This is a genomic window from Bradyrhizobium sp. th-b2, from assembly GCF_000426785.1.
In the GTDB taxonomy this organism is placed as follows: Bacteria; Pseudomonadota; Alphaproteobacteria; order Rhizobiales; family Xanthobacteraceae; genus Bradyrhizobium; species Bradyrhizobium septentrionale.
In genome coordinates this window covers 170539-197308 of sequence record NZ_AUGA01000013.1, presented here as the reverse complement: position 1 = coordinate 197308, position 26770 = coordinate 170539, and the positions used below count along the sequence as shown (strand labels likewise).

At 64.5% G+C, this 26770-nt stretch carries 22 protein-coding genes and 2 pseudogenes; 10 read left to right on the top strand and 14 right to left on the bottom strand.

Going from position 1 to position 26770, the window contains the following annotated elements:
• Positions 1–157 (bottom strand): annotated as a pseudogene (locus K359_RS61305) (IS5/IS1182 family transposase); the annotation flags it as partial.
• A 197-nt stretch (positions 158–354) separates the two neighbouring features.
• Here K359_RS61305 and K359_RS0117865 point away from each other — a divergent pair.
• A complete protein-coding gene (locus K359_RS0117865) occupies positions 355–990 on the top strand; it encodes a pyridoxamine 5'-phosphate oxidase family protein (protein ID WP_029080576.1) in 636 nt (211 codons plus the stop codon).
• Positions 991–1096: 106 nt separating this feature from the next.
• Here the strand turns inward: K359_RS0117865 and K359_RS0117860 are convergent, their stop codons facing one another.
• From K359_RS0117860 to K359_RS0117840, 5 genes are all read right to left on the bottom strand, one after another.
• Positions 1097–1504, bottom strand: coding sequence for a nuclear transport factor 2 family protein (locus K359_RS0117860; protein ID WP_029080575.1), 408 nt, complete (start codon positions 1502–1504; stop codon positions 1097–1099).
• Positions 1505–1628: 124 nt separating this feature from the next.
• Positions 1629–4781 carry an efflux RND transporter permease subunit gene (locus tag K359_RS0117855; protein ID WP_029080574.1) on the bottom strand — a complete coding sequence of 1051 codons (3153 nt, stop codon included), beginning with the start codon at positions 4779–4781 and terminating at the stop codon, positions 1629–1631.
• 12 nt (positions 4782–4793) lie between these two features.
• On the bottom strand, positions 4794–5711 hold the full coding sequence (locus K359_RS0117850) for an efflux RND transporter periplasmic adaptor subunit (protein WP_029080573.1): 918 nt from the start codon (positions 5709–5711) through the stop codon (positions 4794–4796).
• A 273-nt stretch (positions 5712–5984) separates the two neighbouring features.
• A complete protein-coding gene (locus K359_RS0117845; RefSeq protein ID WP_029080572.1) occupies positions 5985–6638 on the bottom strand; it encodes an OmpA family protein in 654 nt (217 codons plus the stop codon).
• Between the two features lie 141 nt (positions 6639–6779).
• Complete coding sequence (locus K359_RS0117840) at positions 6780–8363, bottom strand: caspase family protein (RefSeq protein WP_029080571.1); 1584 nt, start codon at positions 8361–8363, stop codon at positions 6780–6782.
• A 497-nt stretch (positions 8364–8860) separates the two neighbouring features.
• Here K359_RS0117840 and K359_RS0117835 point away from each other — a divergent pair, with 497 nt between their 5' ends.
• Positions 8861–9667: an N-acyl homoserine lactonase family protein gene (locus K359_RS0117835; RefSeq protein ID WP_029080570.1), complete on the top strand. Its 807-nt coding sequence runs from the start codon at positions 8861–8863 to the stop codon at positions 9665–9667.
• Between the two features lie 60 nt (positions 9668–9727).
• Positions 9728–10612: pseudogene (locus tag K359_RS0117830) on the top strand (NAD(P)-dependent oxidoreductase); the annotation flags it as partial.
• Between the two features lie 221 nt (positions 10613–10833).
• Here the strand turns inward: K359_RS0117830 and K359_RS0117825 are convergent.
• A complete protein-coding gene (locus tag K359_RS0117825) occupies positions 10834–11394 on the bottom strand; it encodes a MarR family winged helix-turn-helix transcriptional regulator (protein ID WP_371261162.1) in 561 nt (186 codons plus the stop codon).
• A gap of 168 nt (positions 11395–11562) precedes the next feature.
• On the opposite strand from K359_RS0117825, the gene K359_RS0117820 reads away from it, so the two are divergent.
• The 5 genes from K359_RS0117820 to fahA all read left to right on the top strand — a co-directional run bounded on the left by K359_RS0117820 (position 11563) and on the right by fahA (position 17139).
• Positions 11563–13191 (top strand): FAD-dependent oxidoreductase, encoded by a 1629-nt coding sequence (locus tag K359_RS0117820; RefSeq protein WP_029080567.1) that lies wholly within the window; start codon positions 11563–11565, stop codon positions 13189–13191.
• Between the two features lie 9 nt (positions 13192–13200).
• On the top strand, positions 13201–13428 hold the full coding sequence (locus tag K359_RS0117815) for a DUF2783 domain-containing protein (RefSeq protein WP_029080566.1): 228 nt from the start codon (positions 13201–13203) through the stop codon (positions 13426–13428).
• A gap of 27 nt (positions 13429–13455) precedes the next feature.
• The gene (locus tag K359_RS0117810; RefSeq protein ID WP_029080565.1) at positions 13456–14412 is read left to right on the top strand and encodes an MBL fold metallo-hydrolase; all 957 of its coding nucleotides are present in this window, start codon (positions 13456–13458) and stop codon (positions 14410–14412) included.
• Between the two features lie 2 nt (positions 14413–14414).
• Entirely contained in the window at positions 14415–15761 is a 1347-nt protein-coding gene (gene hmgA / locus K359_RS0117805; protein ID WP_029080564.1) for a homogentisate 1,2-dioxygenase, read from the top strand.
• Positions 15762–15867: 106 nt separating this feature from the next.
• Entirely contained in the window at positions 15868–17139 is a 1272-nt protein-coding gene (gene fahA / locus K359_RS0117800) for a fumarylacetoacetase (protein WP_029080563.1), read from the top strand.
• 101 nt (positions 17140–17240) lie between these two features.
• Here the strand turns inward: fahA and K359_RS0117795 are convergent, their stop codons facing one another.
• Entirely contained in the window at positions 17241–17552 is a 312-nt protein-coding gene (locus K359_RS0117795; RefSeq protein WP_029080562.1) for a DUF1272 domain-containing protein, read from the bottom strand.
• Between the two features lie 83 nt (positions 17553–17635).
• A complete protein-coding gene (locus K359_RS0117790) occupies positions 17636–18112 on the bottom strand; it encodes an Lrp/AsnC family transcriptional regulator (protein WP_029080561.1) in 477 nt (158 codons plus the stop codon).
• A 123-nt stretch (positions 18113–18235) separates the two neighbouring features.
• Between K359_RS0117790 and hppD the strand changes: the two genes are divergently transcribed.
• Positions 18236–19354 carry a 4-hydroxyphenylpyruvate dioxygenase gene (gene hppD, locus K359_RS0117785; protein WP_029080560.1) on the top strand — a complete coding sequence of 373 codons (1119 nt, stop codon included), beginning with the start codon at positions 18236–18238 and terminating at the stop codon, positions 19352–19354.
• A gap of 183 nt (positions 19355–19537) precedes the next feature.
• On the opposite strand, the gene K359_RS0117780 is transcribed toward hppD, so the two are convergent.
• From K359_RS0117780 to K359_RS64430, 5 genes are all read right to left on the bottom strand, one after another.
• Positions 19538–20650, bottom strand: a complete 1113-nt coding sequence (locus K359_RS0117780) for a CaiB/BaiF CoA-transferase family protein (protein ID WP_029080559.1) — start codon at positions 20648–20650, stop codon at positions 19538–19540.
• Positions 20651–20898: 248 nt separating this feature from the next.
• Entirely contained in the window at positions 20899–21699 is an 801-nt protein-coding gene (locus K359_RS0117775; protein WP_029080558.1) for a xanthine dehydrogenase family protein subunit M, read from the bottom strand.
• A gap of 13 nt (positions 21700–21712) precedes the next feature.
• A complete protein-coding gene (locus K359_RS0117770; protein WP_029080557.1) occupies positions 21713–24052 on the bottom strand; it encodes a xanthine dehydrogenase family protein molybdopterin-binding subunit in 2340 nt (779 codons plus the stop codon).
• Positions 24053–24143: 91 nt separating this feature from the next.
• Positions 24144–24629, bottom strand: coding sequence for a (2Fe-2S)-binding protein (locus tag K359_RS0117765; protein WP_029080556.1), 486 nt, complete (start codon positions 24627–24629; stop codon positions 24144–24146).
• Between the two features lie 133 nt (positions 24630–24762).
• On the bottom strand, positions 24763–25098 hold the full coding sequence (locus tag K359_RS64430) for a hypothetical protein (protein ID WP_245284643.1): 336 nt from the start codon (positions 25096–25098) through the stop codon (positions 24763–24765).
• Between K359_RS64430 and K359_RS0117755 the strand changes: the two genes are divergently transcribed.
• Positions 25082–26749, top strand: a complete 1668-nt coding sequence (locus K359_RS0117755; RefSeq protein ID WP_198031154.1) for a PQQ-dependent dehydrogenase, methanol/ethanol family — start codon at positions 25082–25084, stop codon at positions 26747–26749. The genes K359_RS64430 and K359_RS0117755 overlap by 17 nt on opposite strands.
• Positions 26750–26770 lie beyond the last annotated feature (21 nt).

Sequence of the window (26770 nt, the reverse complement as noted above, 5' to 3'; positions counted from 1 at the left end):
CGTTCTCGCTGTAGAGCGGCGCGATCTCGCCGTCGATCCAGTCCCAATCGATCTTGCCGGTGAGCCGGACCAGCTCGTGCTTCAGATTGATGATCTGGTCGAGCCGCGCCCGGAAAAAATCGTTCGCTCCCGTCGTTTTGTGCTTCTTCGGCCGCATCGTGCCCTCCGATGCGGACAGGGAATCATGCTTCGCCCGTCGAGGGAATCTCGAAAACGAAATTGCAAGCTTCCGATGCACAAAACACCAAAACCTTGCAATCTCAGAACGTCATTCCAGCCAAATTACGATTCCAGATCAGTCGCCTGGAAGCTTCTTAACGGGCGACGGTATAGACCGACCAAAGGGAGTCGGTCATGGACAGCCAGAACACGGACGGCAAGCCGCCGGTCAAGTCGCAGGAGGATCTGCGCGCGCATTTCGGGCAAGTGAGCCCGCTCGCGGAGAAGAAGGTCCTCAATCATCTCGACAAGTTCTGCCGCGACTTCATCGCACTGTCGCCGTTCCTCGTCATCGCCACCAGCGACGGCAAGGGCCATGCCGACGCCAGCCCGCGCGGTGATGCGCCGGGCTTCGTCTCCGTGCTCGACGACAAGACGCTGCTGATCCCGGACCGGCGCGGCAACAACCGGGTCGATACGTTCGGCAACGTCCTGGCCTCGCCCGGGGTCGGGCTGATCTTCCTGGTGCCCGGCATCAACGAGACGCTGCGCGTCAACGGGCGGGCGGAGATTTCGCAGGAGCCGGACCTCTTGACGCCACTCACGGTGCAGAACGTCACGCCGATCATCGGCGTGAAGGTGCATGTCGATGAGACCTACTTCCATTGCGGCAAGGCGCTGATGCGCTCAAAGCTCTGGAGTCCCGCCACGCAGGTCGAGCGCCACAGCTTCCCGACGCTGGGCCGGATCATCGCCGAGCAGACCGCCGCCGTCGAGGTCGAGGTCGCCGAGAAGGCGATGGAAGAAGCCTATCGCACAAGGCTCTACTAATCTGCTCGCGGTCCTGGCTGTCGAGCTCCGCCATCACGTTCCGGCCGGATCCACCTGCAGAGCCCCGCAGTCCCTCGTTGGCTGCGGGGCTATTGCTTTGCGGGTGCTATGCGGAAGTGAGATGCTTTATCAGGGCGGTATCAGCAAACTCGATCAGTTCAACGATCTTTCCGTCGCGGATCGTGAACAGGTCGAGCATATCGGTGGTGAACGGGTGGTTCTTTGGAACGAAGCGGATTGTGACGCGCGAGTGGACGGCCGCGCGGTCACCGTCGATCAGGAAGCTGATATATTCGCGCTTGGTAAACTCGAATGCCGCGCACAATTGCGTCAATGTCTGCGTAAGATTCGAGTGACCGCGCGTGGCGCCGGCCACCACGAGCAGCTTGTCGTCGCCGACAAGCTCAAACGAGGCTTCGGCATGAAAATCAGCCAGGATGCCGGCGACGTCCCCTCTGCCTCGTGCAGCGTAGGCTTGTTCGATCAATCTGCGTACTGCTTCCCGATCGGCCATGATGCCGCTCCCTCAGAAATGTCGAATGAGGCATGCTACCATTTCGGGAATACAATTGAACAGGCAACCTTCAGCAGTTGCGGACCCGATTTCGAGCGATGACGCGGTGGGCGCCAGCCTCGGCTCATTCCGCGGCGGGTGAGATCATGCTCGGTGGGCCGGGCGGCTTCTTGGCTTCGTCGGCCGGATGCTCGCTCGGGGTCAGCTCGTGGTCGGCGTGCGAAACGACAAGCCGCTTGCCGAAGCGCCAGATCAGGCTGCCGATATCGTCCATCACCATGAACATCGCCGGCACGAACACCAGCGACAGCACGGTCGAGAAGATCAGGCCGCCGATCACCGCGAGCGCCATCGGCGAGCGGAATTCGCCGCCGGCGCCGAACGCTAGCGCCGACGGCATCATGCCGGCGGCCATCGCGATCGTGGTCATCACGATCGGGCGGGCGCGCTTCATGCCGGCGTCGATCATGGCGTCTTCGCGCGCCTTGCCGTCGCGGATCGCCTCCACCGCGAACTCCACCAGCATGATGGCGTTCTTGGTGACGATCCCCATCAGCATCAGGATGCCGATCCACACCGGTGTGGTGAGCTGCTTGCCGGTCAGCAGCAGCGCGCCGATCGCGCCCCCGATCGAGAGCGGCAGCGAGAACAGGATGGTGATCGGCTGCAGGAAGGTGCCGAACAGCAGCACCAGCACGGCATAGACCATCATCAGGCCGGCGGTGATCGCGGTGGCGAAGCCGTCGGACAGTTCGGCGAGGCTCTCGGCGTCGCCGGACGGGCTGACCTTCACTCCCTTGGGCAGGCTCTTCATGACCGGCAGGTCGTAGATCAGCTTGGTGGCGTCGCCGAGCGCGGCATTGCCGACCAGATCGGCGGCGACGGTGGCCTGCCGCTCGCGGTCGTAGCGGTTGATGCTGGTCGGGCCCTGGTCGAGCTGGATGTCGGCAACCACGGAGAGCGGCACGCCGCCGCGTTCGCCGCGCTGGCCGAGCGGCACACGCAACTGCTCCAGCATCTGCAGGTCGCTGCGCGCATTGTCCTCGAGCTGGACGCGGATCGGCACCTGGCGGTCGCCGGCGTCGAACTTGGCCAGCGCCGGGCCGACGTCGCCGATGGTGGCGACGCGGATGGTCTGCGACAGGCTCTCGGTCGAGACGCCGAGCCGCGCGGCGAGCTCGGCGCGCGGACGGATGCGCAGCTCGGGCCGGTCGAGCGCGGTCTCCGAGATCACGTTGGCGATGATCGGGATCCGCTTCATCTGCGTTGCCAGTTCGCTGGCGACGTTGTTGACGATGTTGCTGTCGGTGCCGGTGACGACGAGCGAGATGGCGCGCAGGCCGTTCTCGTCGAGGAACCAGAACCTGATATCGGGAACGTTCTCGAGCTCCTTGCCGATCGCAAGCTCGAGCTCGCGCTGGGTGATCTTGCGGTCCGCCTTCGGCGTGTAGTTGATGATCAGCGCGGCGCGGCGCACTTCTTGCGTGCCCGGCGGCACGCGGCCGCCGTCGACGAAGATGCTCCTCACCTCGGGCCGCTTGCGCAAGCGCGCCACGATCTCCTCGGTCACCTTCTCGGTGTAGGCGAGCTGCGAGCCGGGCGGCAGCTCCATCGCGAGCAGTGAGCGCGCGGTGTCCTGCGCGGGCAGGAAGCCCTGCGGCAGCAGCGTGATGCTCCAGATCGACGCGGCAAAGACCGCAAAGCCGATCAGCACCGTGATGTAATGGTGCTTCACCGACCAGGCGACGAGGCTGTGATAGCCGCGCAGGATAGGGCCGGGCGGCGGGTCGTCGTGGTCATGGTGCTTGAGGAAATAGGCGGCCAGCACCGGCGTCACGAAGCGCGCGGCGAGCAGCGAGAAGAACACCTGCACCGACACGGTGATGCCGAACTGCTTGAAGAACTGTCCGGCGATCCCCGACATGAAGCTCGCCGGCGCGAAGATCGCGATGATGGTGAGCGAGATCGCGATCACCGCAAGGCCGATCTCGTCGGCCGCTTCGAGCGCGGCACGATAGGGCGACTTGCCCATCCGCATGTGGCGGACGATGTTCTCGATCTCGACGATGGCGTCGTCGACCAGAATACCGGTCGACAGCGTGATGGCGAGGAAGGAGACCAGGTTGAGCGAGAAGCCGAGCAGGTCCATCGCCCAGAATGCCGGGAAGATCGACAGCGGCAGTGAGACCGCCGCGATGATCGTGGCCCTGATATCGCGCAGGAACAGCAGCACGATGATGACGGCGAGGATCGCGCCCTCGAACAAGGTCGAGATCGCGGCTTCGTAATTGCCCTTGGTGAACTCGACGGAGGTGTCGATCAGCTTGAGATCGACGTCGGGATAGGCAACCTTCAGTGCGTCGATCCGCTTCTGCACCGCGGCTGCGACCACCACGTCGCTGGCGCCCTTGGAGCGCTTGATGCCGAGCGCGACCACCGGCTCGCCGTTGAAGCGGGCGAAGGTGCGCCGGTCGGCGATGGTGTCGGTGACGGTGCCGAGGTCGTCGAGCCGGATTTCGCCGCCGCCGAACAGCGGGATCATCGTGCCGGCGAGTTCGTTCAGCGTCTTGGCGCCGGCCAACGTCCGGATCGCCTGGTCGTTCTTGCCGATCTCGGCGCGGCCGCCGGCGACGTCGACATTGGTGCCGCGCAGGATCTGGCTGACATTGACCGCGGTGAGCCCCACCGCCTGCAGCTTGTCGGGATCGAGCGAGACCAGGATCTCGCGCTCGACACCGCCGATGCGCTCGACCTGGGCGACGCCGCGCACGCCCTGCAGCGCGCGCTTGACCACGTCGTCGACGAAATAGGAGAGCTGCTCCGGCGTCTTGCCGGGCGAGATCGCGGCATAGGTCACGATCGGCAGGCCGATGACGTCGACGCGCTGGATCAAGGGCTCGGTGACGTTCTGCGGCAGGTTGGCGCGGACCCGCGTCACCGCGTCCTTGACGTCGTTGAGCGCGCGGTCGGTGTTGGTCTCCAGCGCGAACTGGATCGTGGTCACCGACAGGCCGTCGGTGATCGATGAGGAGATGTGGCGCACGCCCTCCACGCCGGAGACGCCGTCTTCGATCGTCTTGGTGACCTGCGATTCAAGTTCGGACGGCGCGGCGCCGAATTGCGAGACCGCGACCGAGATCACCGGAATGTCGGCGCTCGGCAGCCGCGTCACCGCGAGCCTGGTGAAGGAGACATAGCCCAGCACGAGCAGGATGATCGAGAAGACGATCGAGGGAAGCGGGTTCCGGATCGACCATGCCGAGATGTTCAAAGCCATTAGCGTGCCCGATTACCGTGTCCGAGTGCGATCGAGTTCGTCGGCGAACATGGTCTTGATCTGGTCGCCGTCATGCAGCGAGGTGCCAGCATCGGCCACGACGATTTCGCCGACGTCGAGGCCTTCAAGGATTTCGGTCGAGGTGTCGGAGGTCAGCCCGACGCGCACCCGGCGGGTCTCGACCGTGTTGCCCTTGACGACCTGCAAGGTCAGGCGGTCGATCGCGGTGCGCGGCACCGCGACGCCGCAGGAGCGCTTGGCGTCGATATTGGCGCGCGCGAACATGCCGACCTTCAGCGTCGGATTGTTGTTGATCGTGATGCGGACATGTCCGAGCTGGGTGGTGCGGTCGATCTGCGGCGAGATCAGGCGGACCTTGCCGACCATGTCGGGCGCATCGTCGCGGCTGATCCGCACATTGGCGCCGGGGTTGAGCTTCAGCAGCTGGAAGCCCGGTACCTCGGCGTCGAGCTCGATCTCGTTGTTGATCGAGATCCTGAACATCGGCGGCGCCTGCGGCGAGGCCGGCGCGCCCGGTGCGGTGCGCACCTCAGTGACAAGGCCGGCCGCCGGCGCGCGCAGCACGATCGGCTTGGCATTGCCTTGAGCGGCCTGCTGCGGCGGTGGGGTCAGCCGCGCCAGTTCCTGGTTCTCGGTCACGGTATCGCCCTCGCGGACCAACACGTCGGTGACCTTGGAGCCTTCCTGGTCGACATTCACCTGAGCCTCGCGGCGCGGCACGATGAAGCCGGTGACGCGGACCATGTCGGAGAAGCAGGCATTGGTCGACTTCGTCACCACCACCAGCGCCTGGCCCGGCGTCTCCTTCTCCTCCGGATGGGAGCGGTGCTCGAACGCGTAATAGGCGACAGCGAGGATGATGACAAACAGCGTGCCGAGCGCAGGCTTGAGGTATTGGGAAAAATTCATCACCGGATCAATCCAGAACTTGTCGCGCCAGAACGTGTCGCGCCATGGGTGTTCGTCGAAGTCTCATCCCGCCCGCCATCGTATTTGTTTGAGCATGCGATAGGCCGGTGTCCATTGTTGGGGATCATGCCCTGACGTCATGTGAGGCGGGTCACGTGTGGGCCGCTTAGGACCTCGGTCCAAAGCATTGACCCAAAAGCAAATGCGCCCCGCCGGGGTGCGGGACGCATTGTAACCGCAAAAAGGCGGTCCGCCACGCCCATCGCTTCCAGATCACTTGGAGGCGGTGGCCTTGTTTTCCATATTCACGACCTGCACGCGCCGGTTGACGTCCGCCATCGGGTGGCCCGGGTCCTTCAGCTTGCTCTTGCCGTAGCCGACGGTGACGAGATCGGTGCCGTTGATGCCGTATTTGTCGACCAGATAGCGCTTGATGGCGTCGGCGCGGCGCTCCGAGAGGCCCTGATTGTACTCCTCGCCGCCGGCGGCGTCGGTGTGGCCGGCAACCACGAAGGTCGAGCCCTTCAGATCCTGATTGGTCAGGGCGCGACCGAGCGCCTGCACCGACGCCAGCGACTTGGCGCTAATGTCGGCGGAGTTGTAGTCGAAGTTGATCTCGAGATCGATCTTGGGCTTGTCCTGGACGATGGTCGCGATTTCCTCGCGTTCGGCCGAGGACAGCGAGCGGGTGGCGCGGCCACGGACGCTCTGCACGAATTTGGCCTGGTCGGCGTTCAGCTCGGGCGACGTGGTCTGCGGGCCGGCCGACAGGCCGCGGGTCAGCGACTTCTTGTCGGGCGTCAGCGCCTTGATGATCTGGTCCTCGGTGACGTTGTCACCGGCGCGGACGGCGGTCATGCCGAACGACAGCACGATGCCGGCGGTCATGATTGAAAGGATCGCGGCCTTTGCCGACGGCTTGAACATTTCGGTCCCCCCTGCGCGAGCTGGCGCGGTTCCAGGCAATTATTCAGATCGATTGCCGGCAGCGGTGCCCGGCACGCACCCTCTGATTAGTCGTGCAATTCCATCAGCGGTTCGAGTCGCGGGCAGGCCTCGTTCGATTGGTCATTGCACGCCGTAGTCGGCGAATTCCTTGACGATATTCGGATCCATCGCCTTGGCGTTGGCGATGTCGAGATCGCCTTCCGCGACCGCGCCGTTGCGCTTTTTGGCAAGGCCCCGCCCGTACAGCGACGAGGTCAGCCGCGGGTTGATCTTCAGCGCAGCGTCGAAATCGGCGATCGCGTTCTTGTTCTGCCCGCCCTTCAGGTTCATCAGCCCGCGGCTGTCGAGCGCGTCGACGAAATTCGGGCGCAGCCGCAGCGCCTCGTTGCAGTCCTTCAGCGCCGCCTGCAGGTCGCCGATGACGGTGCGAACCCAGCAGCGGTTGTTATAGGCCTCGACGTCCTTCGGGTTCAGCCGCAGCGAATTGGTGAAATCCTTCACCGCGAGGTCGTAGGCACCCTTGCTGGCATAGACCTGGCCGCGGCGGTACAGCGCGGCCGCATCATCGGGGTTCTTGTCCAGTTTTTCGCTGAGGCTCTTGATGGTCGGATCGTCGGCAAGCACAGGCGAACTGCTCGGCGCCGGGGTCGGCTGGATCACCACCGGTGGGGGTGGCGCAGGTGGCGGCAGCGCGATCTCGGGCGCCTTTGGCGGGGGCGGCGGTGAGGTCGGCGCTGTGGCGACGGGCGGCTTCGGCGGCGCCGGTGCCGGCGTCGGCGCGGTTGCCGCGGGTGGCGTCGGCGTGGTCGCCGGAGGCGGCGCAGGCGGAGGTGAAACCGGTGGCGCGGCTGCCACCTCGGGCGACGGCGATGCGGCAGGCGCGGGAGCCGGTGCAGCGGTCGACGGCCCCGCCGCGCCGCTTGGACTGGCTGCGCCACCAGGAATGGCTGCGCCGCCTGGAATGAACGAGAAGTCCGCGGCGAGGGACGACGAGATCCACGGCACCTGTTCCTGGCGCGAGGCCCGGGTGACGCCAACGCGGGTGCGGTTCAGCGTTTCCTCCGCCATCAGGTCGGGGGTGCGGATCTCCTTCAGGAGTTCCCGCACGAACAGGCTGTGGTCGCTGCCATTGTCCGAGATGACGGACGACAGTGCCGCCGAATACATCACCAGCGTACCGTTGGGCGCGATCACCGGGGCAAGCCCGGCCGAGAAGCTGCGGAAGCGGCGCTCGAACGGGTTGCGCCTCGAGGCGTCGACCAGGGCGATCTTCACCCCGGCGCCGCGGCTGTTGATCTCGCCGAGCACGGTCTCGAGGCTGAAACCGTCGCGGCGAACGTCGGCTTCGGCCCAGATCTGGGCATCGACCGGGATCATGTAGCTCTGCCGGTTCGACTGGATGCCGTAGCCCGAGAAGAAGATCAGGGCGACCGAGCCCGGCTTGATCCTGCCATAGAGCCTTTCGAAGGCGCGGCGCATGCCGTCGCCGGTCAGGTTCTCGCCGACCTCGACGGTGAAGCCGTCGCGCTTGAGCTCGTCGGCGACGTCACGCGCGTCGTTGATCGGCTCCTTCAGCGGCGCGTCGGCGTCGGGATATTTGGCGTTGCCGATCACCAGCGCGAAGCGGTCGCCGGCGGCGAAGGACAGGGTCGGCGACGCGATTGAAAAAATCAGCGTGGCGAGCAAGGCAAGGCGGATTTTCATAATCGCGGCAAATCCAGATCGCGGCTTCCAATGAAATGGCGCCGCTTCGAGCCTGCGCCTCGGGGACCTTACTCTAGAGCCATTTCCGTTCCGATGGAAATCGGAACGGGGCTCTAGATTCTTGTTTTGACGCGTTTTCTTGACGCGAGCCGGTGGCCATCCCGCATCAAGTGCGGGACAGGCTTCGCTCGAAAACGCTCTCACGAAAACCCATTATCAAACCACGGCCAAACCCGCGTCAACGGCTTGCGGCGCCATCGCTAATCGCGGCGGTGATGGCGAGGCCGCAGTGCAACAGCTGCGATCATGGCCGCCATCGCCGTCGTGGCATAGTGCGGGTTCCTGCGACCGGATAATGTGATTGCACTCACAGAGGCGCTCGCCCCCTGTCATGCGCTCGTCGCACTTCGCGCGGTTTGACCTTTGCGCGAGGCGATGGCTTTGTGGTCGGGACGGCAAGCCGTGCAAAACAAGCCACGCAAACAAGAGCGAAACCGATGGGAAACGCCTACGAAATCTACGCCCTGCGCTATGCGACGATGTCGCCGCGCACGCCTCACCTCAACTTCCTGGTGCCCGATCCGCACGACACCACCGCGCAGGACCTTGATTATTTCGTCTGGCTGGTCCGCGGCCACGGCCGCGACATTCTGGTCGACACCGGCTTCAACGCCGAGGAGGCCAAGGCGCGCGCCCGCAAGCTGACGCTCAATCCGGTCGATGCGCTGGCCGGCTTCGGCGTCAGTGCCGATGCGATCCGCGACGTCATCGTCACTCATCTGCACTATGACCACGCCGGCAATCTCGATCGCTTCCCGAACGCCAGATTCCATCTGCAGGAACGCGAGATGAGCTACGCGACCGGCCGCTGCATGTGCAACGGCATGCTGCGCCATCCGTTCTCCATTGAACACGTCACGCAGATGGTGCGTCACGTCTATGGCGAGCGCGTCACCTTCCACTCCGGTGACGGCGAGATCGCGCCCGGCGTCACCGTGCACCGCGTCGGCGGCCATTCCGACGGCCTGCAAGTGGTGCGGGTCGAGACCCCGCGCGGCCCGGTCGTGCTGGCATCCGACGCCGCGCATTACTATGCCAACCTGCACAAGCGCAGCCCGTTTCCGATCGTCTACAATGTCGGCGATATGGCGCAGGGCTGGGAGACCGTCGAGCGGCTCGCAGGTCATCCGGACCGCTTCATCCCCGGCCATGATCCGATCGTCAGCGAGATCTATCCGCGCGCCAGCGACAAGGTCGATGCGTTCGCGCTGCATCTGGCGCCGTCGCGATCGTTCGCGAAATAACCTCGCCGGTTTGGGCGGGGTGCATGCACAACACCTCAAGAAACGTCAAAAAGAAGAAGCGATATGACTGACTATAAGACTCTCGGGTTCATCGGCCTCGGCGTGATGGGTGAGCCGATTTGCCGCAACCTGGTCAGGAAGAGCGGCGAGCGCGTCGTCGTGTTCGACCTGTCGGCCGAACCGCTGCAGCGGCTGCGCGCTGACGGCGCCGAGGTGGCTGAAACGGTCGCCGACGTCGTCAGGCAGAGCGACGTGCTGTTCCTCTGCCTGCCGAGCGCCAAGCATGTGCGCGCGGTGTTCGAGGGCGACGGCATTTTGAAGAACGTGAGGAGCGGCCAGATCGTGGTCGATCTCGGTACGTCGTCGGTGAGCCAGACCCGCGACTTCGCCGGGCAATTGCAGGCCAAGGGCGTGGCCTGGGCCGACGCGCCGATCGCGCGCACGCGGCAGGCAGCGCAGGACGGCACGCTCAGCGTGATGGTTGGCGCGGAGCCCGCGCTCTATGCCGCGATCGAGCGGCTGATCCGCTGCTTTGCCACCGACGTCACCCATTGCGGCGAGGTCGGCGCCGGGCAGGTGACCAAGATCCTCAACAACATGGTGCTGTTCGAGACCGTGAACGCGCTGGCCGAGGCCGTCGCGGTGGCAAAGCACAATGGCGTCGATCCGAAGCTGTTGCTCGATACCCTGTCGAAGGGCTCGGCGGACAGCTTTACGCTGCGCAATCACGGCATGAAGGCGATCGTGCCAGGCGTGTTTCCCGAGCGCGCGTTCTCGACCGAATATGCGCTGAAGGATCTGTCCTACGCACTGGAACTGGCGGCCGACGCCGGCATCACGATCCGCGGCGCGGAGCTGATCGGCACGGTGTTGCAGCAGGCGATCGACAAGGGATCGAAGGACAATTACTTCCCGGTGATTGCGAAGCATATCGGCGGGGCGTAATTCCCTCCGTCGTCATTCCGGGCTCGACGCTGCGCTTTGCCCCGGCATGACCTGTATTCGGGAGGCTCGAAGCCAACCCCCAGCGTCGTCCTGGCGAAAGCCAGGACCCATTACCACAAATGTCGCTCATTGCGCTTCGCTGGAACGACGATTCGTGTTCACGACACCGGGCGCGGAGTATGGGTCCTGGCTTTCGCTAGGACGACAGCGGAGTGCGCCGCCTAATACACGTCCTTCGCGTCGGCCTCTTCGCTGGTCTGCACCAGTTCAAGGCTGGTCTCGATCTTGCCGAGCAGGCGTCCGAGATCGCGGCGCTCCTGCGCGGACAGGCAGGAGATGATCTCTTGCTCCTTGCGCAGCAGGCGCGGGATCAGCTCTTCGTACAGCGCCTGGCCCTTTTTGGTCAGCTGCAGGCGGAATTCGCGGCGGTCGTCGGCATTCTCGACGCGCTCGACGATCTCGCGCTCCATCAGCGCCGACACCGCGCGGCTGATGGTGGATTTATGCGTGCGGGTGCAGTGCGCGATGTATTGCGCGCTGCAAGGATCGCTGCGGAAGCCCAGCGTGGCGAGCACGCGCCATTCCGGAATGTCGAGGCCGTAGCGCGCCTGATATTCGCTCGATAGCGCCGAGCTCACCTCGGCCGCCAGCCGGTTGAGGCGGAACGGCATGAAGTGGAAGAGGTCGAGGCGCTTCTTTCCTGGCGCGGCATTGTCGCGCACGTCCGCGTCCACGGCGCTGCGCGGCCGCGCTGGAGGCTGGCTTGCAGAGGTCCTGGCCAAAAATCTCTCCAATTTGAGTTGACGGCGGCCCCGACTGGGGGTTTAAGATAGTTGCAAGTGAGACTAATTTAGCAAGGTCGCGGCCGACCCGCAAGGTCCTGGTCGCAAGCCGGTCACACAGAACCGCAGCCAAGGGCCGCGGCGCAAGGGAACATCCAGGGTCATACAATGGCAAACGCCAATACGGCACAGGCCAAAACCCAGTTCGGCTATCGCCACCACCCCGACCAGGAGCGGTCGGGCGCCAACATGGCGGAGCATCCCGTTGTCGTGGTCGGCGCCGGGCCAGTGGGGCTGTCGCTTGCGATCGACCTCGCGCAGCGCGGCCAGCGCGTGGTGCTGCTCGACGATGCCGACCGGATCGGCGAGGGTTCGCGCGCGATCTGCTTCTCGAAGCGCTCGCTGGAGTTCTGGGACCGCCTCGGCGTCGGTGACCGCATGGTCGAGAAGGGCGTGGTGTGGAGCGTCGGCAAGATTTTTCACGGCGCCTCGCAGCTTTATCAATTCAACCTGCTGCCCGAGGAGGGTCACAAGCGGCCCGCCTTCATCAACCTGCAGCAGTTCTATGCCGAGGCCTATCTGGTCGATCGCGTCGAGCAGCTGCCTGGGATCGATCTGCGCTGGCGCAACAAGGTGATCGCGCTGGAGAGCCGCAATGATGGCGTCGCGCTGACCATCGCGACCCCCGACGGCTCATACCAGGTGCATGCCTCTTTCGTCGTCGCCTGCGACGGCGCCCGTTCCTCGCTGCGCCAGATGGTCGGCGCGGATTTCGCGGGGCAGGTGTTCGAGGACCAGTTCCTGATCGCCGACGTCAAGATGACCGCGGCGTTCCCGACCGAGCGCTGGTTCTGGTTCGATCCGCCGTTCCATTCCGGACGCTCGGCGCTGCTGCACAAGCAGCCGGACGACATCTGGCGGATCGATCTGCAGCTCAATCCGGATGCCGATCCGGTGGCCGAGAAGCAGCCGGAGAATGTCCGGCCGCGGATCGAGCGCATGCTCGGGCATGACAAGTTCGAGTTCGAATGGATCTCGCTCTACAAGTTCCAGTGCCGTCGGATGGCAAAATTCATCCACGGGCGGGTGATCTTCGCCGGCGATTCCGCACATCAGGTCTCGCCGTTCGGCGCGCGCGGCGCCAATTCCGGGCTCGAGGATGCCGAGAACCTGGCGTGGAAGCTCGACCGCGTGCTGCGCCGGCTCTCGCCCGAAGGCCTGCTGGAGAGCTATCATATCGAGCGCAGCGCGGCGGCGGACGAGAACATCCGCGAGTCGACCCGCTCGACCGATTTCATGGCACCGGCGACGAAACAGGAGGCGCGGCTGCGCCAGGCGGTGCTGTCGCTCGCAGAGAATACCGAGTTCGGCAAGCGCATGGTCAATGGCGGCCGGCTGTCGGTGCCGTCGGTCTATGACACGCCGCTGTCGAGCGGCGATCGCGACGACTGGCGCGGCGGTCCGCGGCCGGGCGCCTCGATGCTGGATGCCCCGGTGACCGAGCAGGGTGGCGGTTCCATTTATTTGACCGACGTTTTCATCAGGCAGGGAACGCGTTTCACGCTGCTGGAGTTTGGCAATGGCGCGGCAGCCGATGTCCCTGATGGCGTCGGCCGCATCCGGATCGGCGGTGAGGGCGGCCTTGTCGACACGCAGGGGCTCGCCGGCAAGCGCTACGATGCCGAGCCCGGCACCGCCTATCTGCTGCGGCCGGACGGCTACGTCGCGGCGCGCTTCCGCAACGCTGAGCGGCCGTCGCTCGATGCGGCGCTGGCGCGCGCCGCCGGCCTGAACTGAGGAGCGGTCATGGCGCTGTCGACCAGTTCGAATTTCGCAAAGCCCGATGACGCCTTCCGCGCCATCGTTGAGGCGCATCGCGGCCTCACCGAGGCGCAGAGCGCCGATCTCGATGCCGCGCTGGTTCTGGTGCTCGCCAACCATATCGGCGATCTCGACGTGCTGCATGAAGCGATCGCGCTGGCGAAGCGGCGGATGCTGGACGCGAGCCAGCAGCAGCAACAGCAACAACAATAGACTGATCAAACGGACAGGATTGAACTGATGGCCAAAGGTTTTGCATCGACCACGGATCTCGCGGAGAAGAAGGTCACCTTCTCCGAGATCGGCACCGATCTCTATGCCTTCACCGCAGAGGGCGATCCGAACACCGCCGTCATCGTCGGTGAGGACGGCTGCCTGGTGTTCGACGCGCAGGCGACGCCGGCGATGGCGAACAAGGTGATCGAGCGGGTCAAGACCGTCACCGACAAGCCGATCAAATATGTCGTCCTGTCGCACTATCACGCGGTGCGCGTGCTCGGCGCGTCGGCCTATCACGCGCAGGGCATCGTGGCCTCGCAGGAGACCTCCCGGCTGATCCAGGAGCGCGGCCAGCAGGATTGGGATTCCGAATATGGCCGTTTTCCCCGTCTGTTCCAGGATGCCGCGAGCATTCCCGGCCTGACCTGGCCGACGCTGACCTTCGAGGGCGAGATGTCGATCTATCTCGGCAAGCGCGAGGTGCGGCTGATGCAGCTCGGCGCCGGCCATACCTCGGGCGACATCGTCGCCTGGGTGCCGGACGCCGAGGTGATGTTCTCCGGCGACCTGATCGAATATCACTCGGCCTGCTATTGCGGCGACGCGCATTTGCGCGAATGGCCGATGACCTTGAACGAAATCCGCGCCTTCAATCCGAAGGCGATCGCGCCGGGCCGCGGCGATGCGCTGAAGGGCCTCGAGACCGGCCGTGATGCGATCGCTATGACCCGCGATTTCGTCACCACGCTCTATGGTGCCGCCGAATCCTCAGTCGCCAAGGGCCGCAGCTTAAAGGAATCGATGGCGGCGACGCGCGAGGTGATGGATCCGAAGTTCTCGAAGTTTGCGATCTACGAGCACTGCCTGCCGTTCAACGTTTCGCGTGCCTATGACGAGGCGTCCGGGATCGACGATCCCGTGATCTGGACCGACAAGCGCGACCAGGAAATGTGGGCCGCCCTGCAAGGAGGAGGATAGAAATGAACATCAACACCTCGCCTGATCAGATCGTTCGCAGCTCGGGGCAAGTGACGCCGGGCTACATGTCCGGCTTCGGCAACAGCTTTGAGACCGAGGCATTGCCCGGCGCGCTGCCGATGGGGCGCAACTCGCCGCAGCGCTGCGCCTACGGGCTCTATGCCGAGCAGCTATCGGGCTCGCCGTTCACGGCGCCACGTGGCACCAATGAGCGCTCCTGGCTGTATCGCATCCGTCCGTCGGTGCGGCACTCCGGCCGGTTCGCCAAGGCCGACGCCGGGCTGTGGCGCACCGCGCCGTGCCACGAATACGACATGCCGATCGCGCAACTGCGCTGGGACCCGGCGCCGATCCCGAAGCAGGACATGACCTTCCTGCAGGGCGTGCAGACCATGACCACGGCCGGCGATGCCAACACCCAGGCCGGCATGGCGGCGCACATCTATCTCATCACCAAATCGATGGTCGATCAGCATTTCTACAACGCCGATGGCGAGATGATGTTCGTGCTGCAGCAGGGCAATCTGCGCCTCGTTACCGAATTCGGCCGCATCGATGCCGAGCCTGGCGAGATCGTGGTGATCCCGCGCGGCGTCAAATTCCGCGTCGAAATTCCCAATGGTCCGGCGCGCGGCTATCTCTGCGAGAATTACGGCGGCGCGTTCACGCTGCCGGAGCGCGGCCCGATCGGCGCCAACTGCCTGGCCAATTCGCGCGACTTCCTGACGCCGGTCGCGAGCTACGAGGACAAGGACACGCCGACCGAGCTCTACGTGAAATGGGGCGGCGCGCTGTTCAAGACCACGCTGCCGCACTCGCCGATCGACGTGGTCGCCTGGCACGGCAATTACGCGCCCTACAAATACGACCTGCGCACCTTCTCGCCGGTCGGTGCGATCGCGTTCGATCATCCGGATCCGTCGATCTTCACGGTGCTGACCTCGCCGTCGGAGACCGCCGGCACCGCGAATATCGACTTCGTGATCTTCCCGGAGCGCTGGATGGTGGCCGACAACACCTTCCGCCCGCCGTGGTACCATATGAACATCATGTCCGAGTTCATGGGCCTGATCTACGGCGTCTACGATGCCAAGCCGCAAGGCTTCGTGCCCGGCGGCATCTCGCTGCACAACATGATGCTGCCGCACGGCCCCGATCGCGAAGCCTTCGAGCACGCCAGCAACGGCGAACTGAAGCCGGTGAAGCTGACCGGCACGATGGCCTTCATGTTCGAGACCCGTTTCCCACAACGCGTGACGCAGCACGCCGCGACATCGGCGACGCTGCAGGATGATTACTCGGATTGCTGGAAGGGGTTGGAGAAGAAGTTCGACCCGAACAAGCCGTAGTGTTCATGTCGTCATGGCCGGGCTTGACCCGGCCATCCATCTTTCAAAGAGCGATGGATCGCCGGGTCAAGCCCGGCGATGACAGGTTAGTCACCGGAGAAGCATCTTGCCCCACCCCAACGACCCAAAACTCCGCTCCTTCATCGACGTCGCGCCGACCTCGGACTTCCCGATCCAGAACCTGCCTTACGGCGTGTTCTCGTCGAAGGACGGCCTCGCGCCGCGCGTCGGCGTCGCGATCGGCGACTTCGTGCTCGACCTCTGGGAACTCGAGCAGGACTCGCGGCTCGATGTCGGGCCGCTCGGCGTGTTCTCGCAACCCTCACTCAATGCCTTCATGGCGCTCGGGCCAAAGGTGTGGTCGGCGACGCGGGCGCGGATCAGCGAGCTGTTGCGCTCGGATCATCCGGAGCTGCGCGACAACAGGGAATTGCGGGCGCGCGCGCTGGTGCCGATGGCCGACGTCAGGCTGTACATGCCGTTTGCCGTCTCGGGCTACACCGATTTCTATTCGTCGAAGGAGCACGCCACCAATGTCGGCGTCATGTTCCGCGGCAAGGACAATGCGCTGCAGCCGAACTGGCTGCATATGCCGATCGGCTACAACGGCCGCGCCTCGACGGTGGTGGTGAGTGGCACGAAGGTCCGGCGCCCGCGCGGGCAGCTGAAGCCGCCGACCACTGAGGTGCCGAGCTTCGGCGCGTGCAAGCGGCTCGATTTCGAGCTGGAGATGGGCATGGTGGTCGGGCAGGCGTCGCCGATGGGCGAGATGCTCACCGAGAAGCAGGCCGAGGAGATGATCTTCGGCTTCGTTATCCTGAACGACTGGAGCGCGCGCGACATCCAGCAATGGGAATATGTACCGCTCGGGCCGTTCCAGGCCAAGGCGTTTGCGACTTCGATCAGCCCGTGGGTGGTGACGCGCGAGGCGCTGGAGCCGTTCCGGATGCAGGGCCCGGCGCAGCAGCCGGAGCCGCTGGCTTACCTGAAGCAGGCCCAGCCGAATAATTACGACATGCAGCTCGACGTCGCGCTGCGCGCCGGCGCCATGAACGAGGCGAAGACGATCTGCAGCACCAACTTCAAATACATGTACTGGTCGTCGGTGCAGCAGCTGGTGCATCATGCCTCCAGCGGTTGCGCGATGAATGTCGGCGATCTCCTAGGCAGCGGCACGATCTCCGGCCCCGAAAAGCACCAGCGCGGCAGCCTCTTGGAAATCAGCTGGAACGGCACCGAGCCGGTCGAGCTTGCCAGCGGCGTGACGCGCTCGTTCCTCGAAAACGGCGATTCGCTCGTGATGCGCGGCTGGTGCCAGGGCGACGGCTATCGCGTCGGTTTTGGCGAGGTCGAAGGAACGATCGTCGCGGCGGAGTAATTCGCACGGGCGCTGCTTCACCTCCCCTACCAGCTCCCGCGACTGACCCCCATCCCACCTTCCCCCTTTCAGGGGGGAAGGAGCCCGAGAGCAGGGCAGCCTCACCGCTCCTCCGGCCTGATATCCTTCAGCCGTGCCGTATTCGCCGCGACATCGTCGAGGCTGTATTTCAGATGCACCCGCTTGTCCGACGGCGGCTGGTTCACCGTGCAGACGCCCGGCCGCCACGGCTTGGCGGGGCGGATCGGCCGCGGCGCAAAGCCGCCGCCGCAGTTCGGGCAGACATTGCCGAGCTTGGTCTCGGCGCAGTCTGCACAGAACGTGCATTCATAGGAGCAGATACGCGCGTCCACAGCGCTCGGCGGCAAGTCCTTGTCGCAATATTCGCAGTTCGGTCGCAGCTGCAGCGCCATGGTCGTCTCTTTGCCGGATGTTAAAGCGATGATCGCAAATCACTTGCTGAATGCGAACGGCGTATTTCCCTCGATTTGCGCCATCACGTCTGTAGCAATTTGAGCGGCAGCTTCGTGCTCTCCTTCAACCGGTCGAGCACGATCGAGGAGCGCACATGCGCCACGCTCTGGTGCGGCATCAGCACGTTGTTGACGATATCGGACAGGCTCTTCAGGTCGCGCAGCATCACCTTGAGCACGTAGTCGGCATCGCCGGTCAGCGCATAGGCCTCCTGGATGTCGTCGACGCGGTTGACCAGCTCGCGAAACCGCTTGGCGTTGTCGGGCGAGTGGGTCGCGAGCGTAATGTGGATGAAGGCGATCAGGCCGAAGCCGAGCGCCTCGCCGGCCAGGTCGGCGTGGTAGCCGGCGATGACCTTCTCCTCCTCCAGCCGCATCCGCCTCCGCGAGCATTGCGAGGCTGAGAGCCCGACCAGGTCGGCCAGCTGCTGGTTGGTCAACCGACCGTCATCCTGCAGCGCGGCGAGCATTTTGAGGTCGAAGGTGTCGACTTCAGGCATGCGTCAAATATCCATTTCATGCACAGATCATGCGCGGTATTAGCAAAACAGGGGCAATTTTGCACGCACGTTGCGCGAGAGGTGACGGAAACTGATCTCCAGACAAATCAGGGAGTTACCGTCATGGGTCCGTTTCCGCACGACGCGCCGCCGGCCGAGATCAGCGCCGACAATCCGATGGGCACCGACGGCTTCGAGTTCGTCGAATATGCCCACCCCAATCCTGGCGAGTTGCACGCCCTGTTCAAGCTGATGGGCTTTGTCGCGGTGGCTCGCCACCGGACCAAGCGGATCACGGTCTATCGCCAGGGCGACATCAACTATCTCGTCAATGAGGAGCCGGGCACCCACGGCTTCAACTTCGTTGCCGCACACGGCCCCTGCGCGCCGTCGATGGCGTTCCGCGTGGTCGATGCCAAACTCGCCTATGAGCGCGCGATCGCGCTCGGCGCCGAGCCGGCGGATGTGTCGTTCGCCGAGAAGACGCTCGATGTGCCCGTGATCAAGGGCATCGGCGGCAGCCTGCTCTATTTCGTCGATCGCTACGGCGCCAAGGGTTCGGCCTATGATGCCGAGTTCGAATGGCTCGGAGCGGTCGATCCGCGTCCCGCGGGTTCGGGGCTGTATTACGTCGATCATCTCACCCACAACGTCCATCGCGGCCGCATGGATGTCTGGACCGGGTTCTATGCAAAGCTGTTTAACTTCCGCCAGATCCGCTTCTTCGACATCGAGGGCCGCGCGTCCGGCCTGTTCTCCCGCGCGCTGACCAGCCCGGACGGCAAGATCCGGATTCCGATCAACGAGGATGCCGGCGATTCTGGGCAGATCGAGGAGTATCTCAACGTCTATCGCGGAGAGGGCATCCAGCACATCGCCTGCGGCGCGCGCGATATCCATGCGACGGTCGAGACGCTGCGTTCGTCCGGCCTGCCGTTCATGCCGTCGCCGCCCGAGACCTATTTCGAGCGGATCGACGCCCGCCTGCCGAAGCACGGCGAGGACGTCGCGCGGCTACAGACCAACGGCATCCTGATCGACGGCGAGGGCGTGATCGAAGGCGGCCAGACCAAGGTGCTGCTGCAGATCTTCTCGGCGAACGCGATCGGGCCGATCTTCTTCGAATTCATCCAGCGCAAGGGCGACGACGGATTCGGCGAAGGCAACTTCAAGGCGCTGTTCGAGTCGATCGAGGAAGACCAGATCCGCCGCGGCGTGCTGAAGGTCGATCACGCCGCGTAGATACTGCGTAGCGTGCCACGCTAGGGCACAGCCAGCAGGTGTCGTCCCGGCGAACGCCGGGACCCATGCCGCGGAATTGATCGCGTATTCCGGATGGCAGTCCCGCGGAACGGTCGTGCGCCACAACGGCGTTGCAGGGTATGGGTCCCGGATCGCGCTCGCTTGTCCGGGACGACAGCGAGACTATTTCCCCGCCTTCCACGCACTCGTCACGTCGCCAATATCAGCCAGCTCCGGCTCGCGGATCGCGGACGGCGTGCGCGAGAAGCGCGGCGCGGGGGCGGGCTGGGTGACGCCGTGGCGCTCGACGAACACCTGGCGGGCCGCCATATGTGGATGCTTCGGCGCTTCCTCCATGGTCAGGATCGGCGCGAAGCAGATGTCGGTGCCTTCCATGATCGTGCACCAGTCGGCGCGCGACTTGCTCTTGAATACCTTTTCCAGCTTCTCCTTCAGCGCCGGCCAGGCCTTGCGGTCCATCTGCGCGTCGAAGTCGGCGTCGGAGAGGTCAGCATGCTTGCGCAGCAGCGCGTAGAACTGCGGCTCGATCGAGCCGATCGAGATGAAGTTGCCGCAGGAGCATTCGTAGACGCCGTAGAAATGCGCGCCGCCGTCGAGGAAATTCTGGTCGCGGCCGCCGCTCCAGCGGCCCTGCGCGCTCATATCGTAGAACATCGACATCAGCGACGCCGCGCCGTCGCACATCGCGGTATCCACCACCTGGCCCTTGCCGGACTTCTGCGCTTCCAGCAGCGCGGCGAGCACGCCGACCACGAGGTAGAGCGCGCCGCCGCCGAAATCGCCGACCAGATTGAGCGGCGGCACCGGCTTCTCCTTGGTGCCGATCGCGGCCAGCGCGCCTGTTATCGAGATGTAGTTGATGTCGTGGCCGGCGGCATTCGCCAGCGGGCCTTCCTGGCCCCAGCCGGTCATGCGGCCATAGACCAGCCTGGGATTGCGCGCGAGCACGACATCGGGGCCGAGACCGAGGCGCTCCATCACGCCGGGACGAAAGCCTTCGATCAGCGCGTCGGCATGGCCGAGCAGGTCGAGCACTTCGGCAATCGCGGCCTTGTTCTTGAGGTCGAGCTCGATCACCTTGCGGCCGCGGGTGGCCACCGCCTTCAAATTCTTGCCCGCGCCGACCCGGTCGAGCGTGATGACCTCGGCGCCCATGTCGGCGAGCAGCATGCAGGCGAACGGTCCGGGGCCGATGCCGGCGAATTCGACGATGCGGAAGCCGGCGAGCGGGCCCGAGGCGCGAGCGGCGGTCTGGGAGGCAGGTTTATCGAGCACGTTGCTGTTCCGTTGGTTGTGGGGCGTTAAGCGGCTGAGCTGTTGCGGCGGGCTTGGTGCCGCACTTCATGCGTTCTCCCAGCCGTCCGTGGGACGGTATTTTTAATTAGCTGATTAGCTAAATTGTCTCGCCTAATGCGGGAAGTGGCAAGCGTCTTTTGCCGCCGAACGCCGGTAAACGGAATGCCGGTAAAACGCGAACGGCGCGCATCGCTGCGCGCCGCCCCTGGACTTGTGTTTAGGCGCTATCAACCGGCCGCGGTCACTGCCCGCTGTCCCATCACCTTGATCAGGTTCGCGCGATAGTCTGCCGATCCGTGGATGTCGGCGAGCAGGCCGCTTGCCGGGATCGTCACGCTGTCGAGCGCCGAGGCCGACCAGTTTGCCTTCAGCGCCTGCTCGATCGGCGCCACCCGCATGACGCCGCTCTGCGACGCACCGGTTGCCGTGGCGCGGACGTCACCCGACTTGGTCTTGGCGACGAACACGCCGGTCAGCGCGAAGCGCGAGGCCGGGTTCGGAAACTTGGCGTAGCCCGCCTTGGCCGGAACCGGGAACGACACCGCGGTGATGATCTCGCCATCCTCGAGCGCCGTCGTGAACAGGCCCTTGAAGAAGTCTTCCGCCGCGATCGACCGCTTGTTGGTCTTGACCGTCGCGCCGAGCGCCAGCACCGCCGCCGGATAATCCGCCGCCGGGTCGTTGTTGGCGAGCGAGCCGCCGATGGTGCCGCGATAGCGCACGGCGGGATCGCCGATCATCGACGCCAGATTGGCGAGCGCGGGGATCGCCTTCTGCACGGCGTCGCTTTGCGCGACATCGTAATGCGGTGTCGCGGCCTTGATGGTGACAGTGTCGCCCGAAACCTCGATGCCGATCATCTCCTGCACCTTGGAGAGGTCGATCACGTCGGAAGGCGCGGCGAGACGCTGCTTCATCACAGGAAGCAGGGTCTGTCCGCCGGCAAGGAATTTTGATTCCGTGCCCTTGGCGAACGTGGCCGCGGCGTCAGCGACCGAGGAAGCGCGGTGATAATTTGTCTCGTACATGGCTCTTCCTCCCTCAACCGTGGATGGCGTGCCAGACGCGATCGGGCGTCGCCGGCATTTCAAGCTTGTTGTTGCCGATGGCGTCCGTGATCGCGTTGATCACGGCAGCCGAGGCGCCGATCGCGCCGGCTTCGCCGCAGCCCTTGACGCCGAGCGGGTTGCCCGGACACAGCGTCGTGGTGTGGGAGAGCTGGAACGACGGCAGGTCGTCGGCGCGCGGCATGGTGTAGTCCATGAACGACGCGGTCACGAGCTGACCGGTGTCGTCATAGATCGCGCCTTCGAGCAGCGCCTGGCCGATGCCCTGTGCGAGGCCGCCATGGACCTGGCCTTCGACAATCATCGGGTTGATCAGCCGGCCGAAGTCGTCGGCTGCCACGAAGTCGACGAAGGAGGTCTTGCCGGTGGCCGGATCGACCTCGAGCTCGCAGATATATGCGCCGGCCGGGAAGGTGAAGTTGGTCGGGTCGTAGAACGCCGTCTCCTTCAGGCCGGGCTCCATGCCGTCAGGCAGATTGTGCGCGGTGTAGGCGGCGAGCGCGACCATCGGCAGCGCGATCGACTTGTCGGTGCCGGTGACCTTGAACTCGCCATTCTCGATCACGATGTCGCTCTCGGACGCCTCGAGCGCATGCGCCGCGATCTTCTTGGCTTTGGCCTCGACCTTCTCCATCGCCTTCACGATCGCCGTGCCGCCGACCGCGAGCGAGCGCGAGCCGTAGGTGCCCATGCCGAACTGCACCTTGTCGGTGTCGCCATGAACGATCTGCACCTGGCTGATCGGGACGCCCAGGCGTTCTGAAATCAGCTGCGCGAACGTCGTTTCGTGGCCCTGTCCGTGGCTGTGCGAGCCGGTGAGCACCTCGATGGTGCCGACCGGGTTGACGCGGATCTCCGCCGACTCCCAGAGGCCGACGCCGGCGCCGAGACTGCCGACCGCCTTCGACGGCGCGATGCCGCAGGCCTCGATGTAGCAGGAGACGCCGATGCCGCGCAGCTTGCCACTGGCCTTCGCCTTGGCCTTGCGGGCCGGGAAGCCGGCATAGTCGATCGCCTTCATCGCGGCATCGATCGAGGCGTGGAAGTCGCCGATGTCATACGCCATGATGACCGGCGTCTGATACGGGAACGTGGTGATGAAGTTCTTCTTGCGCAGCTCGGCCGGATCGACCTTCAACTGCCGCGCCGCGGTCTCCATCATGCGTTCGATCAGATAGCTCGCCTCGGGGCGGCCTGCGCCGCGATAGGCGTCGACCGGCGTGGTGTTGGTGTAGACGCCGACCACCTCGGCATAGATCGCCGGAATCACGTACTGGCCCGACAACAGCGTCGCGTAGAGATAGGTCGGCACCGCCGAGGAGAACAGCGACATATAGGCGCCGAAATTGGCGTGGGTCTTCACCCGCAGGCCAAGGATCTTGTTGTCCTTGTCGAGCGCCATCTCTGCCTTCGAGACATGGTCGCGGCCATGCGCGTCGGTGAGGAAGGCCTCCGAGCGGTCGCCGGTCCACTTCACCGGGCGGTTGACCTTCTTCGAGGCCCACAGCGCCACCATCTCTTCCGGATAGATGTAGATCTTGGAGCCGAAGCCGCCGCCGACGTCGGGCGCGATCACGCGCAGCTTGTGCTCCGGCGCGATGTTGTAGAATGCCGACAGCACGAGGCGGGCGACGTGCGGGTTCTGCGACGTCGTGTAGAGCGTGTAGTGCTCTTCGGCCTGATCGTAATGTGCGACCGCAGCGCGCGGCTCCATCGCGTTCGGCACCAGGCGGTTGTTGGTGAGCTCCAGCGTCACCACATTGGCCGCCTTGCTGAAGGCGTCCTTCACCGCGGCTTCGTCACCGAGATGCCAGTCATAGACGATGTTGCCGGGAGCCTCGGGGTGCAGTTGCGGCGCGCCTGGCTTGATGGCGGCCTTGATGTCGGCTGCGGCGGGAAGCTCTTCATAGTTGACGACGACAGCTTCGGCGGCGTCCTTGGCCTGGTTCTTGGTCTCGGCGATCACGACCGCGACCGCCTGTCCGACAAAGCGCACGGTCTCCGGCGCCATCGCCGGCCACGCGCCCATTTTCATCGGCGAACCGTCCTTCGAGGTGATTGCCCAGCCGCAGATCAGATTGCCGACCTTGTCGTCGACGATCTGCTGCCCGGTCAGCACCGCGATCACGCCGGGCATCTTCATGGCCTCGGTTGAATCGATGCCCTTGACCTTGGCATGTGCATGCGGGCTGCGGATGAAGTGAGCGTAGCTCATGCCCACCATCTTGACGTCGTCGACGTAACGTCCCTGGCCGGTAATGAACCGGCGATCTTCCTTGCGCACGACGCGTGCGCCAATTCCTTCAACACCCATGGTCTGGTCCTCCCGACCGGAGATTCGTTTTGCCGCCGTTTCCATCGAGACTGGCGGTGATGAGCTTGATCGTATGTGCTGCGTGGGCCGGCTATTCGGCGGCCTGCGCGACCTTCATGCGGCCGGCTGCATCGAGCACCGCCTTGACGATGTTGTGGTAGCCAGTGCAGCGGCAGATGTTGCCTTCTAGCTCGTGGCGAACCGTTTCCTCGTCGAGCTTGCCACCATGGCGGTGCACGATATCGACCGCGGACATGATCATGCCGGGGGTGCAATAGCCGCACTGCAGGCCGTGATTGTCGCGGAACGCCGCCTGCATCGGGTGCAGTTCGTCGCCCTTGGCGAGGCCTTCGATCGTGGTGACGTTGGAGCCCGTGGCCTGGCCGGCCAGCATGGTGCAGGATTTAACCGCCCGTCCATCGACATGGACGACGCAGGCGCCGCACTGGCTGGTATCGCAGCCGACATGGGTGCCGGTGAGGTTCAGGTTTTCGCGCAAGAGGTGCACGAGGAGGGTTCGGTCCTCAACGTCGACCGAGACCGCCTTGCCGTTTACCGTCAATTTGACTGTAGACACGCGTTTCTCCCAATAGCTTCGTTATGGGCCCAGTAGATCACGCTTCATGTGGGGCGTAACCGCGATCAAAGTCGTAGTCGCGGCCCTGTCATGAAGGCGCCGGGCTGTGTTTCCGATCCTAGCAGGCGGCCGTTCAATGAGCAATTTGCAAGCTGGCAGCGACGCGCTCCGGCGCGATCAAATTGCGCTGCGGCGCAAGCGATTCTCGGCAGGCTGACGGTGCTCGCAACGTGCCGAAAATCGTCGCCGTGATTGCTACTACCTTCCGCCTATAACGGCGCAAAAGCGTTGCTGTCATTTTCATCGCCGACGCAGCGACAGAGATCGCTGGTTCATGAAATTGGGTAGCGATCCGCGCGCGCGATGCATCCATCGCGGCAACGAAACCATATTGGAGGAAGCCAATGAAGCTGAGGAGCGGGATTTTCTTTGCCGGCGTGTCGCTGGTCGCCATGGTGATGGCAGGCATTGGTGCGTCGAGAGCGAATGATTCCGTCGTGAAAGCGGCGTCCGATCCCAACGGATGGGCGATCGCAGGCCACGACTACGGCAATACGCGCTTCAGCCCGCTGAAGCAGATCAATTCCGAGAATGCCGGCAAGCTGCAGCTGGTCTACTCGCTGTCGCTGGCTTCGCTGCGATCCAACGAGTCTTCGCCGGTCGTGATCGGCAAGACACTGTACGTGTCGACCTCGTGGGGTCCGAAATTCGTCTATGCGATCGACGCCGCGACCGGCGCGCGCAAATGGACCTGGCAGCCCGATATTCCCGATGACGTGCTTCAATACGCCTGCTGCGACGTCAACAGTCGCGGCGTGTCCTACGCCGACGGCAAGCTCTTCGTCGGTCGGCTCGACGGCAAGCTGACCGCGCTCGACGCCGAGACCGGCAAGGAGCTCTGGACCTCGACGGTGGTCGACTACAAGCAGGGCTCGGTCATCACCTCGCCGCCGCTTGTGGTTCGCGACAAGGTCATCACCGGCTTCGGCGGCGGCGAATACGGCGTTCGCGGCTCGTTGCAGGCGTTCTCGCTCAAGGACGGCAAGCTGCTCTGGCAGACCTACACGGTGCCGGCGCCCGGCGAACCCGGCAGCGACACCTGGAAGGGCGACACCGGGCTGCATGGCGGCGGCGCCGCCTGGCTGGTCGGCTCCTATGACGCCAAGTCCGACACGGTCTACTGGGGTACCAGCAATCCGGGACCGTGGAATACCGCGGTGCGCTCCACCGGCGACGGCAATTTCGGCAAGCTGACCAACCTCTACACCGCCTCGACGCTGGCGATCAACCCCGACACCGGCAAGATCAAGTGGCACATCCAGGGCACGCCGGCCGACGCCTGGGACTATGACGGCGTCAACGAGCTTTTGCTCGCCGACCTGAAGATCGAGGGCAATGAGACGCCCGTTCTGATGAAGGCCGACCGCAACGGCTTCTTCTTCGTGGCCAACCGCGAAACTGGCAAGATGATCTCGGCCGAGAAGTATGTCTTCGCCAACTGGGCCAAGAAGTGGGACATCACCACGATGCGGGCGGAAGAGGATCCGGACAAGCGTCCGGGCCCCGGCCATCCCGCCAAGGACATCTGCCCGAACCTGATCGGCGGCAAGAACTGGCAGCCGATGTCGTTCAACCCGGTGACCGGCCTCGTCTACATCCCGACCAACAATGTCTGCATGGACTGGTCGGTCAGCGACGTGAACTACAAGCGCGGCGTGTTCTATCTCGGCGCCGAATTCCCGACCAAGGAAGGCCCCGGCGGCTTCCTCGGCGAGCTCGTGGCCTGGGATCCCGTCGCCAACAAGAAGGTGTGGGGCATCAAGGAAGACCTGCCCTTCAACGGCGGCACGCTGACGACGGGCGGCAACCTGGTGTTCTCCGGCAACCTGCACGGTGATTTCCGCGCCATCGATGCCAAGAACGGCAAGGTGGTGTGGAGCAAGAACCTCGGCAGCGGCATCGGCGCGGGTCCGGTGACCTATTCGGTCGACGGCAAGCAGTATGTCGCGATCGTGGTCGGCCGCACCGCTGCGCTGCCGGCCTTCCTCGGTGACATCGGCAAGAAGATGGTCGCCGCAGCACCCGAAGGCGGCTCGCTGTTCGTGTTTGCCCTGCAGTAATGCATCGTTTAAGGGAGGCAG